Origin of the sequence: Geobacillus sp. BMUD (assembly GCF_013096845.1) — a bacterium.
Classification (GTDB): domain Bacteria; phylum Bacillota; class Bacilli; order Bacillales; family Anoxybacillaceae; genus Geobacillus; species Geobacillus vulcani.
On record NZ_SDLA01000012.1, the window covers coordinates 53,557 to 70,549 of the forward strand.

Here is a 16,993-nt window from a genome sequence, read left to right on the forward strand (position 1 = left end):
CATTCGACAGCGAATACGAGAAAGATATAAAAAAGACAAGGGAGAAAGAGGGGGGCAAAAAAGCGATTATCCCTGCGGCTGAATATGGGACAAGAAGCTTGCCGGTGACAAAAGGAATTCCGAAAGAAATGTTTCCTGTTGGTACAAAGCCGGCTATCCAGTACGTTGTCGGGGAAGCGTTCGCGTCGGGAATTGAGGAGCTGCTTATGATCGTTTCAAACTAACAACCTTTAGGAGGCCGGTGATTTAAGGGGAAATACTGCTCTCCAACAATGTTTCTCAAACTAAAAAACCTTGCAACGTCATCATTTCATTCCTTGTGATTTCTCACCAATCGAGAGAATCTGTTGTTTTTCACCGGCCTTCTAGAGGAAAGAGGAAGAATTGAGCATCAAAAAAACCAGGTGACAGTTACCTGGTTTTTTTGATGAATTCATCATACAGCCGCTCCTGCACCTTGATTTGTTTCGTGATATCAAACGACTGTTCAATCACTTTGCGCGCTTTTTTAGTGAAGGATGGAATTCGTTCCGGATGTTCCAAAAAAAAGCGAATGCCGTTCGCCAGCTCGAGGTCGTCTCTTTCTGGTGCCAGATAGCCGGTGCGTTTGTGTTCGATCAATTCGGGGATGCCGGCGTGATTTGTTGAGACGACCGGCAGCCCGCTTGCCATCGCTTCTTTCAATACATTGGGGATGCCTTCAATGTCTCCGTCTGAAGCGGTCTCGCTCGCCAAGCAAAATAGATGGGCGCGTTCCATTTCGCGGGCGATCGAAGCGGCATCCATGGCACCCAGCAGGTCGACAAACGGATCGAGCTTCAGCTTGCTGACAAGCCGGCGGATGTTTTCTTCCTCTTTGCCGCTGCCGATGATGCGGAGGCGGCAGCGCGGATGAACTGCATGCACGCGCTGAAAGGCGCGCACGAGCGTTAAAAACCCTTTTTTCTCGACGAGCCGGCCGATCGAGAGAATGATGATGTCTCCGTTTTCAGGAATCGTCCGTTCCCGGTACGGAAATAAATCGAGCTCGATGCCGCCGTAGAGAACTTGAATTTTTTCCGGCGGAAAGCCTAGCGTGATCAGTTCATTGGCAAGGTAGCGGCAGACAGGAAGAAAGAGGGCCCCATGCTGTTTGAGCAAATGGTACCGTTTTTGATTGCGCCGCAAACTTTGATGCTTCGCCGATCCATCGCGGCCGCGGATGCTGACGACAAGCGGAATGCGGTGGGCGATGCAAAACGGGAGGATTTCGACGGCATGCTTTCCATGGTGAGCGTGAATAGCGACAATATTTTGTTCTTTGGCGAAGCGGCCGAAATCGTCGATGTCGTTGAGGCGATAATAGTTAATGAGAGGAAACGGATGGCTGCCGTCATCGGCGAATGACCCGATCATGATCGGGCGGTATTTTTTTAAATGAACCATTTGGTTGTAAATAAAACGTTGATTGATTTTCATTTTTTCATGAAGAAAGTGGGCGATCGTTTGTTTCATTTTTCTCTATCCCTCGCTTTTGAGAAAATCGGACAAGAATGCGAATTTTTTTGTTTCCTGTTCGGCGAGGCGGGTGAGCAAGTCCAAGGACGATGGGCTGTGTAACGCTTGCTTTTGTTTTTCCCGGCCGACCGCTTCGCTGTAAAACACGTGAGGAAACATAGCATCAGCGACATAGACGCTCTTGTACGGAGCGTACAGCGGGCAAATGGAGAAATAAAGGTCAAATAGCAGCTTCGTTCGCTTTACAGCGTCGTTTTTCGGGTTTTTCATCAATGAAACAAGCAGAAAGCGAAAATCATCAAGCGGGAGGCCATAGTAGGCGCGGTCAAAGTCAATCATCATGACTTCGTGGTTTTCCGCCAATAAAAGGTTGTTGCTGTTGTAATCCCCATGGCAAATGGCCTTTCGTTCTTTCGCTGTGCGGCAAAAATCAGGTAGATTGCTTTTTTCAAGCCATGCATAACTTTGATTAGCGATCCGGGCCATCTGTTCCATTATATGAGAAAGAGTGTCACCATGATCGAAGGCCGTTGCCAGCTCCCCTAACTGTGCTGCTTTTTGCCGATGTGCACTCAGCACGTCTTTTGGCTCCGGAAACGATGAAGGGCGGGGGCCGATCCAATCGGCAAACAGACTGTGAGCGTGAAAGCGGGCGAGCCCTTCGATCCGTTGTTGGAAAGAGGGCGTCGTTCCGCTTGGGATGATGTAGTCCATCAAATAGTAGTAATGGCCTTTTCGGTGGATGTAATATTGATTTGTTTTCGTTTGGACGATTTTTGGGACATGAAATCCTTCCTGGTACAGCTTTGAATGGAGCAAAATCGGAAAATTCGTTTTGTCTTCGTTCAGCCGTTTCAGCACGTACTGTTCCTTCGTTTTTTTGTTTCGCACAAGCCATACTTTGTCGTTTTTCAGTTCCTTCAAGATGTCGATTTCAGTTCCGGTCAGGTCGTAACTGCTTAAAATGTCAAACAACAGACGAGAGCGTTTCGAAGCCAAGATCAGTTCCTCCTAGCATCTATTGTCGATTAGTAAAAGTGTATGTAATACGAGAAGCGAATGTGTAGACAAGCGCACTAGTCAGCGAGAAAACGGCGCCGCCAAAAAATAAGCGCCGGCCGCGCTGGTCGGCGTCGGCCGGCTGTGCCTTCTTTTCTAGCTATTCTTCCTCTTCATCTGTGTCGGCGGATGGAGTTGGCCTCATGGAGGCAGGGAGATCGATTGAGGTGATCGTGGCAGCATCGATCGTAAGCGAGCGCCCCCCCTCTTTATAAAAGCGGTCAACCAATAGCGAGACGCTGTTCGTCCGCGGCTCGAAGCCAAGAAAAAGTGCATTGTAATGCGTCTCGTTGGTGGTGTGCACGTTGATTTCAACGTTGGGCGGAAGCGCAGTCAACTGTTCGTAAAGCGCGTGTGAAAGGCGGGGGTGGGTTGGGCGCCGGTCGAAAAAGACATGGTACATCGCGTCGCCTCCTTTCTAGTCTCTTGTGTTAAAAACCTATACTCCATCATATGATTGGCGTAGGAGAGCGTTTGGGTAAACGTCTGTACCAAAGAGAATTCGCTAGCTGCCAAGTGGGAACGACAGAAGGCAATCGGTTTTTTGCGGTCATAATCATGGAAAGGGGAGGGGAGCATGGACGATCCGTTTTCATTTGTCCTTCTTTGTTTAGCCAGCTTTCGCCTGACACGGCTCATCGTATATGACGCGATCACCGCCTGGATTCGCCGTCCCTTTCACGAATGGACGGAGCAGGAGCTTCCGGACGGAAGCAAACAAGTGTTTCTTTCTCTAAAAGGGAGCGGTGTGCGGCGATGGATTGGTGAACTATTGAGTTGCTATTGGTGCACAGGGATCTGGTGCGCCGCGTTTTGTTACCTTGGTCTGGTGTTGTGGCCGGCCGTTTTCGAGCCGCTCATCGTCCTTTTGGCCATTGCCGGCGGGGCGGCGATCATTGAGACAATCGTCAGCAGAGCAAATGGGTGACGTCTACGTCAGCGAACGATTGACGTAGACGTCGGCAAATGGCTGTCATAAGGAGAAAGGCGGCTATTGCAGTCATGGCACAGCCAATGAGGGATGCCGGCGGGCGTCGTTTTGATCAAAAGCATGGACAGCGAATCGCTGTTGCTGGTTGGGCAACGTTCGCTGAAGGGATGGGCGGCGGTGTGGATGGAAGCCGTCGGCAGCCGGTGATGCGGAAACAGCCGCGCAGTTTGTCGGGATGACGTTGATGGAAGAAAACGCCCAGCCGCTATTGTCTGAAATCATGGAGCCGGCCCAAAACGGCCGGCCAAAACAGCAGGTGCAGCCTCCAGGCAGCATGAAGGTGCAAAACGAGCGGGTCACCACTGAAGGGCAATATGGTTGGCGGCAGGAACACCCTTGGGCAGTTCCGCGCAATACACGAATCCATCAACGGTCAACGAACGGATATTGCCTGACGGGCGAACGGTGATTTCAAACTGGGAAAAGCGCCGCTCCTCGCCTGGTTCGAGCGGGGCGTCATAAAGTGGAGTGAGCCAATATTCGCCGTTTTGCCGCACTCTTTCACGCCAGTTTTCTTGGGTGAACGTCCAGCTTTCCGCGCTATTGGAGATCAGCGCTTCCTGCTCGGCCCGTCCGCTGTTTGGCAAAACAATTTTCCCGCTGAGCACCGCCGTTTTTGGAGGTGAAAGGCGGAGACAGACAATCAAATGGTGAAGCGGCGCTGTTCCGTGATTGCGAATGATGAAATCGCCGATGATGGTCAGCTCCTCCTCATCAAGATGCGTCGGAACGACGACAGAATAGTGAAACAGCGCTGACACAGCAGCAGCTCGTTCAAACGCTGGCGTCTTTGTCTCTTTTGAGGTGTTATATCGCGTTTCTTCCAGTGCAATTTCACACAACAGAAGCTGGCGTTCCAAGGCGGCGATTTTTTTCTTGTACGTTTCCACGTTGGTTGTTTCTGCTTCACGCAGCTTCTCTTTCAAATAGGCGCTGCGCATTTTTTCCTTGGCCAACTCAGCCTCCAGCTGTTGCACTTGTTGCCGGTATGAAGCCGCTTCTGACCGGTAGTGGATGATTTGTTGCTGCAGACGGAGATGTTGGTCGTTTTTGTTTTTCATACGGTTTCCACCCCTTCCATTCTCATCTTATGTATCCGTTGCGGGCGCATGCCATATAAAAAAGGCTGTTGTTGGAACAACAGCCTGAATGGTGCAGGACGCTACATGGCCGGGAATACGTCCGGGCATTGCGGCGGGAATTTGGTTGTCGGGCAAAGCACGGCTTCGGCCAGTTCTTCGCGCGGTTGGCAGAAACGAGCTTCGACTTCGATTTTGACATCAGCTTCCACTTGGACTTCAAGGCACAAGGTGATGGAAACATCAAGTTGTGCAAAGTTGTCTGTGCAGACTAGGCTCGTGTCGCATTCGAAGAACGAAATATGGCAGTTGAGCTGTGTGCCTTCTGGGGCGCACAAGATGAACGTTTGTGCGGTAGCGAACGGAATTGGCTTCGATTGGCAAATAACCGTGCCGGTTGGGCTGACAATTTGCACGACGACATGCCCTTTGACGAGCGCTTTGACTTTTTGCAGTGTCACAGTATCTCCGGAAGGAAGAGTGACGTTGACGGACTGCCGGCCGTTTGGCTGCGTAATTTCCTGGCAAATCAATGCGTCCTGGTCAACGACTGAGTCGATCGGATTGCCTTCAGCGTCTGTCAGGAAGCAGCGGATTGTCAAATTTTGCGGGTTTGTATGTTGCGCTCCCAAAAAATCGCAAATCGTTCCTTCCCGATGGCAGTGATCCATCGGGAAAATCGCTTCCAAATCCTCGCCGCTGAAGCTTCGCAATGGCACATCGATTTGGCGCGTCACCCAGTCGTAAATTTTGCGCGTTCTGATGCATACTCTTTCTGTATCGCGACGGTGATGATGACCCATTTTTCTTCGTTCCTCCTATCGTTCAGTTGTTCCCCAACGCCTGGTGGTTTGGGACTACTGTATACTATGGAACGGCTTAGGTAAATGTGTTGGGACAGATGCGGATTTTTTGTTGGTGGGCGCAGCCAGCGATGAATCAAAGGGGGAGATGTCGAATGGTGAAAGACAAACATGGGGCGATGAACGAAGAGAGAAGGGGGGCGGGTGAACAGCGGCTTGCTGAGCGAATTGCTGAACTGGAGCGCCGTCTGAAAGAGGTGGAAGCCGAAAACATTGTGTTAAAGGAGCTGGCTTACCAAAGCGCCAAACGCTACGAGCAGCTCAAACAGTTGGCGAAGGAAAATGACGAGCTCCGCCGCCAGCTGCTGCTATCGCCATGGATCGAAGAAGCGGGCAAGGCGGATGAGGACGAACGGCCGGACAGCTGGTTTTTCCGCACGCTGAAGCAAGAAAATGCCATCATGCCCCGCCCGGAGCAAACCAAAGAAAAATGAGAGGCACCTTTGGCTCACCAAGCCATACAATAGCAGTAGCCGCTCATTTTTCCTCTTGCCGTTGAACATCGTTTGTTTTCTATGCCGCTCCAACTAGAGACGAGTCGTACGAAAATGGACTTGAACATAAATTGGTTGATCGGCGAGGGCTACACTTTTTCGGGATGGAGGGATGAGGAATGAAGAAACCAACTCCGTCGAAACCGGTGACAAGGGTTCTTTCTTCGACAACGCAGCCTGTTCGGCGTCCGAGTGGATGCGGCTGCGGTCGGCCAGCCGTCATCAAGAAATAACTAAAATCCGTGAAAGATGCCTATACTTCGCTTCGCCTCCTTGCATAGTCTAACAGTGCCACTAGGCGAAAGGAAGGGGGGAAGGGCATGTCGGATCGGAAAAAAGCGAAGGTCATTCACGTCGATAAATTGATCATTCATGCTGATGACATCGTCATTATGCCGCGCGGCCGCATTCGTGATCCATGGCTGTTCCCGCATCGGATCGACGATGAGGTTAAAGCGGCAGAAGAGGTGCAGCATCAAGACGGGCATGATGAAGGAGAACATGACCGGGACGAAGGAGAAAGGAGACCGTTCTCGTGGATTTAGCCATAAAGCAAATGGGGGACGCAAACGGTGGAGCGTTTTAAAAATTACGGGCTTTGGCTCGGGATCGGATCGTTTGTTGTACTGGCGCTGGAGACGTTTGGCGTCGACATCGACCTTGGCAAGTATGAACAGTTGTATCATGCGTTGTTAAGCATTTTGGTGATGGCCGGTATTTTAAACAACCCGTCGCTCGGCCGCGGTTATTCCGACAAAGTTAATGACAAGTCGTAAACGGTATGGGCGCCTGCAGAAGGCGCCCTTTTTGTGCTTGGAAAAGCTGGAAAGGAGGCAGAACGTTTTTCATAAAATGACAATTATAATTTGACGGCAAAAAAACATTCTAAACATTGTCACCAGCCATCTTACACCATAAAGGAGGACATCCATCATGACGGTTGCTACACAAGTGAAACAAACATTAGCCGGGTTAAAAACCGCCCAAGCGAGCTTCGAAACGTTTGCTTTGCAAACCGAAAACCAAGCCGCGAAGCAGCTTTACCAACAAGCTGCTCAACAAACGCAGGCGGTCATTGATTTGGTGAACTCGCGCATGCAAGAAATTCAAAACGAAGAGCCACAATATAAACAACAATAACCTTCGCTGAAGCGAATGGGATGGTTCAGGCGGAAAGGTTGGCACAGCACGCCAACCTTTCCCGACTTGGCGGAAATACATAAAAACGAATGGGTTGATGAAGATGAAAAAATGGTGGTTGACGGCCGTCGTTGTGATGATCGCGGTCGGCGGCTGCGCCAAAGAAGAAACGGAACAAAAACAATCGCTGCAAGGGGCCAACTTGCTGAAAACTCAAACGTCCGGGACGGCGAAACATGCGGAGCTGAACCAAGGTCCGGCCGAGCGGGCGGCCCGCTATTTGCGCGGGCGCGACGACGTTCGGGACGTGGTGGCAGTCAACAGCGGGGATCGGCTGCTCGTCGCGTATCAAATTCCCCATATGAAACGGTGGAGTCGAAAACAAATCGAGAAAGATATTGATCAAAAACTGCGCGGCATGTTTCCCGGCTACAATGTCGTTTCCTCGAGCGATTTGAAAATTTTTTGGAAGACGAAACAGCTGAAAGCCAATATGGATCACCGGCGCTGGGATGAACGAAGAGTCAACCGGGAAATGGGGCGCATTGAAAAGCTAAGTAAAGAGCAAACATAAGAGGTGTCATTATGGCGAATGAAAAACGAAAAAAATTGACTCCGGTCCAACAAGAATACCATTTATTTGAAAAAGAACGGGAAACGAAGCGCCCGATTGTCCGCAACTGCGCCTGCGCGTTTCTCGTCGGCGGGACCATTTGTGCGATCGGACAGGCGATCTCTTATTTTTACATGTATTTTTTTGACTTTACCGAGCAGACGGCCGGCAATCCGACAGTGGCGACAATGGTGTTCATATCCATGATTTTAACCGGTCTTGGCGTCTACGACCGGATCGCCCAGTTCGCTGGGGCGGGAAGCGCCGTGCCGGTGACGGGGTTTGGCAACGCCGTCATTTCCGCCGCCATCGAGCACCGCACGGAAGGGTTTGTGTTGGGGGTTGGATCGAACATGTTTAAGCTTGCCGGCTCTGTCATTTTGTTTGGTACGTTTTCCGCTTTTGTCATCGCCCTTGTCAAAACGATTGCGACCCAGTGGGGGGGATTGTAATGCTGAAAGGGCACCGCACATGGGTGTTTGCGAACAAGCCGGCGATCATCGCGACGGCGGCCGTCGGCGGGCCGTTTGAGGCGAACGGCCGCCTCGCCGATGACTTTGATCTTCTTCACGAAGATTTATGGCTCGGAGAGGAGTCGTACGAGAAGGCGCATCGAGTGCTCATGGAAGAAGCAGCGTTTCAGGCGATGGAAAAAGCCGGCCTGGAGAAAGAAAAAGTGCAATTTCTCATCGCCGGCGACTTGATCAACCAAATGACCCCGACGAACTTCGCCGCGCGGACGCTCGGCATGCCGTATCTCGGCATTTTTGGCGCCTGCTCCACTTCGATGGAAGGGCTGGCGCTCAGCGCTTTTATTACGAACTACGGAGGGGCAGATTATATATTAACCGGAGCCTCAAGCCACAACACTGCCGTCGAAAAGCAGTTTCGCTACCCGACGGAATACGGCGGGCAAAAGCCACCGACGGCGCAGTGGACAGTGACGGGAGCTGGCGTGGCGATCGTCAGTCCGAAAGGGGACGGGCCGCGCGTGACCGCGGCGACGATCGGCCGAGTTGTAGATATGGGTCTTGCTGATCCGTTCAACATGGGTGGAGCGATGGCGCCGGCGGCGGTCGATACGATTGAGGCGCACTTGCGCGATCGGCAAATCGACGCATCATATTACGATTTGATTGTCACCGGCGATTTAGGGCGGATCGGCCGCCAAGTCTCCCTTGACTTGCTGCGTCAGCACGGCATTGACATCGATGAAGAGCGTTACCAAGATTGCGGACTGCTCATTTACCGCGATGGGCAACCGATCTTGTCCGGAGCGAGCGGGGCGGCTTGTTCCGCCGTCGTCGTTTACGGGCATCTCATCAACCGGATGCGTCGCGGCGAGCTGAAGCGCATTTTGGTAGTGGCGACGGGGGCGCTCTTGTCGCCGTTATCGTTCCAGCAAAACGAGACGATTCCATGCATCGCTCACGCGGTGGCGATCGAGTATGGAGGTGAGGCGTAGCGTGCTGGCTATGTTTTTTTGGGCGTTTGTTGTCGGCGGGCTGATTTGTTTGATCGGGCAAATTTTGATGGACGTGTTTAAACTGACACCTGCGCATACGTTGACGATTCTCGTCGTCATCGGGGCGATTTTGGATGGATTCGGTTTGTATGAGCCACTCATCGATTTTGCCGGCGCCGGGGCGACGATTCCGATTACGAGCTTTGGAAACGCACTCGTTCATGGTGCGATGCAAGAGGCGGAAAAACACGGCATTATCGGCGTATTGACCGGCATGTTTGAGGTGACGAGCGCTGGCATCTCCGCAGCGATCATCTTTGGGTTTATCGGGGCGCTCTTGTTCCGCCCGAAAGGATAGGAGGGATCGTTCATGACCGTTGCTTCGCAAGTGAAACAAACGTTGGCGAGCCTAAAAGGCATTCACGCTGGGCTGCAACAGCTGGCGCTCACTTCTCAGGACGAAACGGCGCAGCGGACGTTTCATGAAGCGATGCTTGTGACAGAGGAGATCATCGCGGACATCAAAGACCGGATCGGCCGGCTCGAGTTCGAAGAGCCGCAATACCACGGAAAGTAAGGAGCATGATCGATGCCTATATGGTTAGAAACCGCCATTCGTTCGATTTGCATTTTAATCGGGTTGTTCGTTATTACCCGCATTCTCGGCAAAAAGCAATTATCAAAATTGTCGTTTTTTGAATACATCGTCGGCATTACCGTCGGCGATATCGCCGGAACGATGTCGGTCGATTTAGGGATTTCGTTGCAAGAAGGCATTACCAGCATTTTGATTTGGTCGCTGTTTCCAGTCATTGTCGCTCGTCTCTCGCTGCGCAATAAGAAATTTCGTGATTTTGTCGAGGGCAATTCCACGGTTTTTATTAAAAACGGCAAAATTTTAGAAGAAAATTTGAAGCGGGAAAAATATACGGTGGATGAGCTGCTTGAGCAGCTGCGCAAAAAAGATGTGTTTCGCGTCGCCGACGTCGAGTTTGCGGTGCTGGAGCCCAACGGTGACTTGAACGTGTTGCTGAAGCGGGAAAAGCAACCGCTCACCGTCGGCGATGTGTTCCCAAACCCACCGCGGGAAAAAGAGCCACAAACGGTCATTATGGACGGCATGATTTTGGATGAGCCGCTCGCGACGATGGGGCTTGGCCGCGGCTGGCTGAAGGAACAGCTTGACAAGCAGGGAGTGGCGATTGAAAATGTGTTTCTCGCCCAAGTCGATTCATATGGGCAGCTGACGATCGATTTGTATGATGACAAGATTCAAATTGCCGAGCCGCAGGAGAAAAAGCTGCTCTTGGCCGCAATGAAAAAAGTGCAGGCTGATCTGGAGCTGTATGCGCTGCAGACGAATGCGGAAGAGGCGAAGGAGCTGTATGAACGAAATGCCACAAAAATGGCAGAGCTTGTGCAAAAAGTTGAACCACTCTTGCAAAACTGATGACATAGGAGGAAACAACGATGGAAGACAAACGAACGAAAACGACCGATGAGGAAATTCAAATCCAATTGAAGCCAAATGAAGGCTCCGAGCGGGCGCGGACGACGGATGAGGAAATGTCGATTGAATTGATGTTCGACAGCCCGCAGCTGACGCGCCAGCCGAAAGACTACGACGAAATCGAATATTGACGGCTTCCGTTTCCCCAATCGGTGTTCCATAGGGGGCTGTCTATTCATTCGCATGGCTGTCCGAGAAGGAAAAAATTCCTTTCCCGGACAGCCTCTTTTTGTTGCCCTTCGTCTCTGGCGAGGCAAGGATGCCGCCCCGCTTTACTCCGGCAGAGACTGCAAAAAGGCGCGCACCTCTTCCGGCGTTTTGGCGTCAGCGCTGTGCAGATGAGCAATTTTTTCTCCGTTGCGGAAGACAAGCAGGCTCGGGATGCCAAGTACCTGGTATTTCTCGCCAAGTTCCGGAAACTGATCGCGATCGATTTCCCACCAATCATATTGATTGTGGTCGCGGACGATGTCATCGATGAACATGTTCAGTCGCACGCAGTCCGGACACCAAGTTGTGTAAAACTTGATGATCGTTGGTTGATCGCCGGAAATGACCGCCTCGAATTGCTCCACTGTTTCAATGCGTTTCACATTCGTTCCCTCCCTTTCATGTTGCCGTTCATCTTTACTTTATCATATGGCAAGGCAAAAAAAGAACGGTGACGCCTTCACCCTGTGCAGCCGTTTTGGCATACAACAGTAAGAAAGGGGGGAAAAGGGTGAGCAAAGAGTTGGAAAAAGCGCTCGAAAATTGGGTGGCGTCGCGCAAAGAAGGGCATGAAACGTTCATCCGCCTGTTTGAACAATGGGGAAAGGACTTTAACAAACAGCTGCAAGAAATCGAAAAACTGAACAACGGGTTTCTCAAAAGTGTGCAAGGCCACTTGGACTACATCGAGCAATGGTTTGCGAAGAAGGAGCGGGAATTTGCCGAGCTGTTCCGCCGATTTGGATGACAAAATGGCCTTTGCGCCCATACGTCCTGATGCACGGATGAATACGATACAGTAAACGGAGAAGGAGGTGCATCCGAATGGGCTTCTGCGGTTACGGCTTTCCGTATTACGGCTACGGCTATGGCGGTGGCTATGGCGGTGGCTTTGTGTTGATTGTTGTGTTGTTCATTTTGTTGATTATTGTCGGCGCGGCATTTGTCGCTTAACAGACGCGCGGATTCGATACGGGCCGTTTCGGCGCCACGGAGCGGCTCGTATTTTTCTTTCCTTGATTGATGCACGCTGCGGCGGGGGCATCATACGATATAGAAGGGAGAAGGAGGCGGAACGATGGATCAGCAATTTTTTAAAAACATCGAAAAGAAAACCGGGGTCAATATGAAAGACGTCTTTGAGCTCGCCAACTCGCTGCAAAACGCGAATTTCAGCGACGAGAAAACGGTGCGCCAAGTCGTGAAGCGGGTGGCGCAAATCGCCAATCGAAAAGTGCCCAAGGAGCTTGAAGACCAAATCGTCAAGGCCATCGTCCATAACGGCAAGCAAATTGATTTCAATACGATCGCCAATATGCTGAACAACAAAAAATAAGCGAAAGGGAGCTTGCGTGTGCACAGCTCCCTTTTTTATCCTCTCTGCCCAAGCAAAAGAACAGGTGTCTAGAGATCTCCCAGCACTTGATGCAAGGTAGGCGAGGAACGCTCAAGCAGCTGGTTATTCGAGCGATTTCACCATCGTGACATGTGGGATGCCGGCGTCCATAAAGACACCGGAGACGGTCGTGTAGCCGAGCTTTTTGTAAAACGGTTCTGCGTGTGTCTGAGCGTTCAGTTTCGCCGTTTTCGCCCCTTGTGTTTTCGCCAGCTGTTCGATCGCTTCCATTACCATTCGCCCGGCGCCGCGGCCGCGGTAGGACGGCAGGATGCAAATGCGCTCGATTTTGCCGACGCCTTCGTCAATGAAACGGAGTCGTCCAGCGCCGATCGGTGTTTGGCCATCATACAGGACGAGATGGAACGATTCGTGCTCGAACGAATCCATCTCCTCTTCTTCCGGCACGTTTTGCTCTTCGATGAACACCATCCGGCGGACGCGCAAGGCGTCTTCGTACAAAGTGCGATCCTTCGTTGTTCCAATAGCGATGTTCATCTTTAGATCGTTTCCTTTCCCCCGACGACAAACGTTTCATAGACGGTCCATGATCCGTTTTCAAGTTGGTAGAGAAGATGGAAGCGGTCGACCGTCTCTTCAAAGTGCACTTCCTGCAGCTTCAATTGACTGTAGACATCGGCATATTCCGCCCCCGGCAAATCGCGGCCGATCGTAATGTGCGGCACGAACACAAACTCCGGCTTTCCAGCGAACAAGCCGCTGTGCAGTTGTTCATGAAGGCGCTCGAGCACATCGTTGGGCTCCACTTTCAAATAAATGATGTTGCTTGTCGGGTAAAACGAGCTGAATTTCGTCACTTTGATCGGAATGGGAGGTGTTTCCGCCGCAATGCGGCGCAGCTCTTTTGTCATTTCCTTCAGTTGTTCCTCATTCGCCTCGAACGGATACTTCAGTGTAATATGCGGCGGGATGAGGGCATAATGGCTGTCGTACCGTTTCCGGTACGAGTTGGCGAAGTCTTGAATCGGTTTTGGCGGAAAGATGACAATGCCGTACTTCATTTTGTTTTCCCTCCTTGAACCAGTTCTTTTTCCACGCGCAGGCAGCGTATGGAATGGATGTGGCGGCTCGACATCTTTGAAGTTGCCCTGTTTTGGCCTATAACGATAAAACAGCGGCTACGGCCCGGGGGACATCCGGCTGCCAATACGTCCACGCATGACCGCCTTCGAACTCATGGTACGTATAAGCAAACCGTTTTTCCATAAACAAGTCCCGCGCCATTCGATTCGGGGTGATAAAATCGCGCACATGGCCATCCGTCGTTTTCACCGCTGTTTCCTCTGTGCCAACAGAATGGTAAAGCGAAAGGAGCGATGGATCGCGGAATGAGCGGATGCGCGCCAATACCGATTCATCGATATAGGGGGACTGCATGGCGATTTTCCCAAATGTATGCGGATACAACAACCCGGCTAGAAGCGACACCGTTCCGCCGAGCGAATCGCCGATCAGCGCCCGGCCTTTGCCCATTTGATATGTCGGTAGTTCGCGGTCCAAAAACGGGGCGAGTTCATGGGCTAAAAAACGAAGGTATGCTTCGTGCTTTCGGCCTTCCGGATGGTATTTCTCGTAGCGATCGTTGACGTTCCGATACGGGATGCCGACGACGATCGTCCGGTCGATTGTTCCTTCTTTCATCAGCGTTTCGATGACGTTTTTCATTTTTCCATACATAAAATAATCTTTGCCGTCTTGCGCGATTAATAAAGAATATTTGTAAAGCGGCGAAAAATTGCTTGGCAAGTAGACGAGCAGTTCGATTTCTTCTTGCAGCTCTCCGCTGTACAACTTGTAGTCGCGCATCGTTCCTGTTGCTGTCGCCATGACCATCCTCCATGAAAGCGTAAGTTCATCTGTTATTGTAACATATTTGCGCCCAAAGATGTTAATGCAAGGGCTCGAATTTTTCGCGAATTTGCCGAATCGCACCGCTGACAAAAAAAGCTTGCAAAAACGGGGGGAATGCGTTACATTTTTATTAAATTTAAAAAAATTGAATACGCGTCCCATTCTTATCAAGAGAAGCGGAGGGAACTGGCCCAATGAAGCTTCAGCAACCAGCCGCCCGGCGGCCAGGTGCTAAATCCAGCGAATTGAGCATTCAATTCGGCAGATAAGAAGAAGCATGACCATGTGTATGGAAAAGTCTTCTTCTTAGAAGACTTTTTTTATTTATTCAAGCGGCCGCTTCCATCAACCGCGAGGCGGTTTAGGACGAAGGCGCTTGGCCGCTGCCCAACGGACAGCGGTGCTTCGTTGGGCGTCAAGCAGTCGGCCGTTGATCCATGATGGAATTTTCAGCAGAGGGAGAGAGATGAGATGGAGAAACTGGAGACGTTGTTAGCGCAAATTGGCAACCGGAGCGAAACCGTGACAGGAACGGTCAACCCGCCGGTTTATTTTTCCACCGCTTACCGCCATGCCGGCATCGGAGAGTCGACTGGGTTTGACTACATCCGCACCGGCAACCCGACGCGCAAAATCGTCGAAGAAGCAATCGCGAGACTGGAAGGCGGCGACCAAGGCTATGCGTTCAGCTCCGGCATGGCCGCCATTCAGACGGTGCTCGCCTTGTTTGAGAGCGGAGATGAGTTTCTCGTATCGGCCGACCTTTACGGCGGCACGTACCGTTTGTTTGAGCGCGGCTGGCGCAAGTACGGTCTTGGATTCCATTATGTCGATTTTACCGATCTCGATGCGGTGGAAGCGTGTATCACCGAAAAAACGAAGGCAATTTTCTTGGAAACGCCGACGAATCCACTGATGCAGGAGACAGATATTGCCGCTGTCTCTGAACTCGCCAAGCGGCACGGACTGCTGTTGATCGTGGACAACACGTTTTACACGCCGGTGCTCCAGCGCCCGATCGAACAAGGAGCCGATATCGTCATCCACAGCGCGACGAAATATTTAGGCGGCCATAACGATGTGTTGGCCGGCTTGGTCGTCGCCAAGGGAGAAGAGCTTTGTCAACGCTTGGCTGAGTATCAGAACGCCATCGGCGCCGTCTTGTCGCCGTTTGACTCCTGGCTGTTGATCCGCGGGATGAAGACGTTGGCTCTAAGGATGCGCCAGCATGAAGAAAACGCCAAGCGCATCAGCGCCTTTTTGCGCGAACATGAAGATGTCACCGACGTCTTATATCCAGGAAGAGGCGGGATGCTGTCGTTCCGGATTGCCGATGAAAAGTGGGTGAACGGATTTTTAAAAAGCTTGCGCCTTATTACGTTCGCAGAAAGCCTGGGCGGAGTCGAAAGCTTCATCACGTACCCAGCGACGCAGACGCACGCGGATATTCCGGAAGACATTCGCATCCGAAACGGCGTCTGCAACCGGCTGCTCCGCTTCTCGGTCGGCATTGAGCACGCCGATGATTTGATCGCCGACTTGGCGCAGGCGTTCAAAACCATGAAAGAGGTGTGAGCGATGGAACGGGAATGGTCGTTTTCGACAAAACTGCTCCATAACGAATGGAAAGTCGATCGCCACACGGGAGCGGTGAGCGTGCCGATCCAACACGCCTCCACGTTCCATCAGTTCGATTTCGACTCGTTCGGCAAATACGACTACAGCCGCTCCGGCAACCCGACGCGCGAGGCGCTTGAGGAAACGATCGCCGCCTTAGAAGGCGGTGTGCGCGGGTTCGCGTTCGCCTCCGGCATGGCCGCCATCTCCACGGCGTTTTTGCTCCTGTCCAAAGGCGACCATGTGCTTGTAACGGAAGACGTCTACGGCGGCACGTATCGGATCGTCACCGAAGTGCTGAGCCGGTTCGGCATTGACTATACGTTCGTCGATATGACCGATCTCAAGGCGGTGGCGGAAAACATCCGGCCGAACACGAAAGTCATTTATATGGAAACGCCGTCCAACCCGCTGTTAAAAGTGACCGACATTCGCGCTGTCGTCGAGCTGGCGAAAGCGCACGGCTGTTTGACGTTTTTGGACAATACGTTTATGACCCCGGCGCTGCAGCGGCCGTTGGATCTCGGCGTCGACGTTGTCCTCCACAGCGCGACGAAGTTTTTAGCCGGCCATAGCGACGTCGTCGCCGGACTGGCGGTCGTAAAAGACGAGGAGCTCGGCAAACAGCTGTACAAATGGCAAAACGCCTTTGGCGCCGTCCTTGGCGTCCAAGACGCGTGGCTTGTGCTTCGGGGGCTAAAAACGCTTCACGTTCGGCTGAAACAGTCGTCCGAATCGGCCATGGCCATCGCTGAGTATTTGCTGCGCCATCCGAAAGTGGAAGAGGTGTATTATCCGGGATTGGAGAACCATCCAGGCCATGACATTCAACGCAGCCAAGCGGCGGGGTTTGGCGCCGTGCTGTCGTTCCGTTTGGCCGATGAAGAAGCGGCCCGGACGTTCGTCCGCCACGTCCGCCTGCCGGTGTTCGCCGTCAGCCTTGGGGCGGTCGAATCGATTTTGTCGCACCCGGCGAAAATGTCGCACGCTGCCATGCCGAAGGAAGAGCGGCTGCGGCGCGGCATTACCGACGGCTTGCTACGGCTGAGCGTCGGGCTTGAGGATGTCAACGATCTGATCGCCGATGTTGAGCAGGCGCTGTCGTTTGTGAAAGAACGGCCGTCGATTTCGGCGCGCTAAAAGGCGGAGAACGAAAGCTTCGTTGTCGTGGGGGAAGTGATGGACAT

General features: G+C 52.1%; 28 protein-coding genes, 1 pseudogene and 1 riboswitch. Of the genes and pseudogenes, 20 read left to right on the top strand and 9 right to left on the bottom strand.

The window, feature by feature from the left end:
* Positions 1-26: 26 nt before the first annotated feature.
* Positions 27-221, top strand: a pseudogene (locus ETC05_RS17900) (sugar phosphate nucleotidyltransferase); the annotation flags it as partial.
* Between the two features lie 190 nt (positions 222-411).
* Here ETC05_RS17900 and ETC05_RS12975 read toward each other — a convergent pair.
* From ETC05_RS12975 to ETC05_RS12985, 3 genes are all read right to left on the bottom strand, one after another.
* Positions 412-1,494 carry a glycosyltransferase gene (locus ETC05_RS12975; protein ID WP_031405022.1) on the bottom strand — a complete coding sequence of 361 codons (1,083 nt, stop codon included), beginning with the start codon at positions 1,492-1,494 and terminating at the stop codon, positions 412-414.
* Positions 1,495-1,500: 6 nt separating this feature from the next.
* The gene (locus tag ETC05_RS12980; RefSeq protein WP_031405020.1) at positions 1,501-2,496 is read right to left on the bottom strand and encodes an aminoglycoside phosphotransferase family protein; all 996 of its coding nucleotides are present in this window, start codon (positions 2,494-2,496) and stop codon (positions 1,501-1,503) included.
* A gap of 160 nt (positions 2,497-2,656) precedes the next feature.
* The gene (locus ETC05_RS12985) at positions 2,657-2,959 is read right to left on the bottom strand and encodes a hypothetical protein (RefSeq protein ID WP_031405019.1); all 303 of its coding nucleotides are present in this window, start codon (positions 2,957-2,959) and stop codon (positions 2,657-2,659) included.
* Between the two features lie 174 nt (positions 2,960-3,133).
* On the opposite strand from ETC05_RS12985, the gene ETC05_RS12990 reads away from it, so the two are divergent.
* Positions 3,134-3,484 carry a DUF1360 domain-containing protein gene (locus tag ETC05_RS12990; RefSeq protein WP_031405017.1) on the top strand — a complete coding sequence of 117 codons (351 nt, stop codon included), beginning with the start codon at positions 3,134-3,136 and terminating at the stop codon, positions 3,482-3,484.
* Positions 3,485-3,558: 74 nt separating this feature from the next.
* The gene (locus ETC05_RS12995) at positions 3,559-3,726 is read left to right on the top strand and encodes a hypothetical protein (RefSeq protein WP_171661165.1); all 168 of its coding nucleotides are present in this window, start codon (positions 3,559-3,561) and stop codon (positions 3,724-3,726) included.
* Positions 3,727-3,843: 117 nt separating this feature from the next.
* On the opposite strand, the gene ETC05_RS13000 is transcribed toward ETC05_RS12995, so the two are convergent.
* Positions 3,844-4,608 (bottom strand): hypothetical protein, encoded by a 765-nt coding sequence (locus ETC05_RS13000; RefSeq protein WP_171661193.1) that lies wholly within the window; start codon positions 4,606-4,608, stop codon positions 3,844-3,846.
* Between the two features lie 101 nt (positions 4,609-4,709).
* A complete protein-coding gene (locus ETC05_RS13005) occupies positions 4,710-5,429 on the bottom strand; it encodes a BMQ_0737 family morphogenetic spore coat protein (protein ID WP_031405013.1) in 720 nt (239 codons plus the stop codon).
* Positions 5,430-5,584: 155 nt separating this feature from the next.
* On the opposite strand from ETC05_RS13005, the gene ETC05_RS13010 reads away from it, so the two are divergent.
* The 11 genes from ETC05_RS13010 to ETC05_RS13060 all read left to right on the top strand — a co-directional run bounded on the left by ETC05_RS13010 (position 5,585) and on the right by ETC05_RS13060 (position 10,842).
* Positions 5,585-5,923, top strand: coding sequence for a spore coat protein regulator YlbO (locus ETC05_RS13010; RefSeq protein ID WP_031405011.1), 339 nt, complete (start codon positions 5,585-5,587; stop codon positions 5,921-5,923).
* Positions 5,924-6,303: 380 nt separating this feature from the next.
* Positions 6,304-6,528, top strand: coding sequence for a hypothetical protein (locus ETC05_RS13015; protein WP_031405009.1), 225 nt, complete (start codon positions 6,304-6,306; stop codon positions 6,526-6,528).
* Positions 6,529-6,555: 27 nt separating this feature from the next.
* Entirely contained in the window at positions 6,556-6,759 is a 204-nt protein-coding gene (locus ETC05_RS13020) for a phage holin family protein (protein WP_031405007.1), read from the top strand.
* 157 nt (positions 6,760-6,916) lie between these two features.
* Complete coding sequence (locus ETC05_RS13025; protein WP_031405006.1) at positions 6,917-7,123, top strand: DUF1657 domain-containing protein; 207 nt, start codon at positions 6,917-6,919, stop codon at positions 7,121-7,123.
* 97 nt (positions 7,124-7,220) lie between these two features.
* The gene (locus ETC05_RS13030) at positions 7,221-7,697 is read left to right on the top strand and encodes a YhcN/YlaJ family sporulation lipoprotein (protein ID WP_171661194.1); all 477 of its coding nucleotides are present in this window, start codon (positions 7,221-7,223) and stop codon (positions 7,695-7,697) included.
* An 11-nt stretch (positions 7,698-7,708) separates the two neighbouring features.
* Positions 7,709-8,188, top strand: a complete 480-nt coding sequence (gene spoVAC / locus ETC05_RS13035) for a stage V sporulation protein AC (RefSeq protein ID WP_031405002.1) — start codon at positions 7,709-7,711, stop codon at positions 8,186-8,188.
* Positions 8,188-9,201, top strand: coding sequence for a stage V sporulation protein AD (gene spoVAD / locus ETC05_RS13040; RefSeq protein ID WP_031405000.1), 1,014 nt, complete (start codon positions 8,188-8,190; stop codon positions 9,199-9,201). Before spoVAC ends, spoVAD begins: the two co-directional genes overlap by 1 nt.
* Position 9,202: 1 nt before the next feature.
* Positions 9,203-9,559, top strand: coding sequence for a stage V sporulation protein AE (spoVAE, locus tag ETC05_RS13045; RefSeq protein ID WP_031404998.1), 357 nt, complete (start codon positions 9,203-9,205; stop codon positions 9,557-9,559).
* Positions 9,560-9,571: 12 nt separating this feature from the next.
* Positions 9,572-9,778, top strand: a complete 207-nt coding sequence (locus tag ETC05_RS13050; RefSeq protein WP_031404996.1) for a DUF1657 domain-containing protein — start codon at positions 9,572-9,574, stop codon at positions 9,776-9,778.
* 12 nt (positions 9,779-9,790) lie between these two features.
* Positions 9,791-10,651, top strand: coding sequence for a DUF421 domain-containing protein (locus ETC05_RS13055; RefSeq protein ID WP_031404994.1), 861 nt, complete (start codon positions 9,791-9,793; stop codon positions 10,649-10,651).
* A gap of 20 nt (positions 10,652-10,671) precedes the next feature.
* Entirely contained in the window at positions 10,672-10,842 is a 171-nt protein-coding gene (locus ETC05_RS13060) for a hypothetical protein (protein WP_167332990.1), read from the top strand.
* Positions 10,843-10,983: 141 nt separating this feature from the next.
* Here ETC05_RS13060 and ETC05_RS13065 read toward each other — a convergent pair whose 3' ends face one another.
* Entirely contained in the window at positions 10,984-11,304 is a 321-nt protein-coding gene (locus tag ETC05_RS13065; RefSeq protein ID WP_031404992.1) for a thioredoxin family protein, read from the bottom strand.
* Positions 11,305-11,432: 128 nt separating this feature from the next.
* Here ETC05_RS13065 and ETC05_RS13070 point away from each other — a divergent pair, with 128 nt between their 5' ends.
* The 3 genes from ETC05_RS13070 (at position 11,433) to spoVIF (ending at position 12,257) form a co-directional block, all read left to right on the top strand.
* Positions 11,433-11,669 carry a hypothetical protein gene (locus ETC05_RS13070; RefSeq protein ID WP_031404990.1) on the top strand — a complete coding sequence of 79 codons (237 nt, stop codon included), beginning with the start codon at positions 11,433-11,435 and terminating at the stop codon, positions 11,667-11,669.
* A 77-nt stretch (positions 11,670-11,746) separates the two neighbouring features.
* Positions 11,747-11,875, top strand: a complete 129-nt coding sequence (locus ETC05_RS13075; protein ID WP_071880143.1) for a YjcZ family sporulation protein — start codon at positions 11,747-11,749, stop codon at positions 11,873-11,875.
* Positions 11,876-11,999: 124 nt separating this feature from the next.
* The gene (gene spoVIF, locus ETC05_RS13080; RefSeq protein ID WP_011230363.1) at positions 12,000-12,257 is read left to right on the top strand and encodes a sporulation-specific transcription regulator SpoVIF; all 258 of its coding nucleotides are present in this window, start codon (positions 12,000-12,002) and stop codon (positions 12,255-12,257) included.
* Positions 12,258-12,380: 123 nt separating this feature from the next.
* Here spoVIF and ETC05_RS13085 read toward each other — a convergent pair whose 3' ends face one another.
* The 3 genes from ETC05_RS13085 to ETC05_RS13095 all read right to left on the bottom strand — a co-directional run bounded on the left by ETC05_RS13085 (position 12,381) and on the right by ETC05_RS13095 (position 14,165).
* Positions 12,381-12,815 carry a GNAT family N-acetyltransferase gene (locus ETC05_RS13085; RefSeq protein WP_031404988.1) on the bottom strand — a complete coding sequence of 145 codons (435 nt, stop codon included), beginning with the start codon at positions 12,813-12,815 and terminating at the stop codon, positions 12,381-12,383.
* Between the two features lie 2 nt (positions 12,816-12,817).
* A complete protein-coding gene (locus tag ETC05_RS13090) occupies positions 12,818-13,339 on the bottom strand; it encodes a YjcG family protein (protein WP_031404986.1) in 522 nt (173 codons plus the stop codon).
* A 97-nt stretch (positions 13,340-13,436) separates the two neighbouring features.
* Positions 13,437-14,165: an alpha/beta hydrolase gene (locus tag ETC05_RS13095; RefSeq protein WP_171661195.1), complete on the bottom strand. Its 729-nt coding sequence runs from the start codon at positions 14,163-14,165 to the stop codon at positions 13,437-13,439.
* 185 nt (positions 14,166-14,350) lie between these two features.
* Positions 14,351-14,461: riboswitch (SAM riboswitch) on the top strand.
* Positions 14,462-14,474: 13 nt separating this feature from the next.
* Between ETC05_RS13095 and ETC05_RS13100 the strand changes: the two genes are divergently transcribed.
* The 3 genes from ETC05_RS13100 to metC are packed head-to-tail and all read left to right on the top strand — an operon-like array spanning position 14,475 to position 16,946.
* Positions 14,475-14,630 carry a hypothetical protein gene (locus ETC05_RS13100; protein ID WP_171661196.1) on the top strand — a complete coding sequence of 52 codons (156 nt, stop codon included), beginning with the start codon at positions 14,475-14,477 and terminating at the stop codon, positions 14,628-14,630.
* A 30-nt stretch (positions 14,631-14,660) separates the two neighbouring features.
* A complete protein-coding gene (locus tag ETC05_RS13105; RefSeq protein ID WP_171661197.1) occupies positions 14,661-15,764 on the top strand; it encodes a methionine biosynthesis PLP-dependent protein in 1,104 nt (367 codons plus the stop codon).
* A 3-nt stretch (positions 15,765-15,767) separates the two neighbouring features.
* Positions 15,768-16,946: a cystathionine beta-lyase gene (metC, locus tag ETC05_RS13110; protein ID WP_171661198.1), complete on the top strand. Its 1,179-nt coding sequence runs from the start codon at positions 15,768-15,770 to the stop codon at positions 16,944-16,946.
* Positions 16,947-16,993 lie beyond the last annotated feature (47 nt).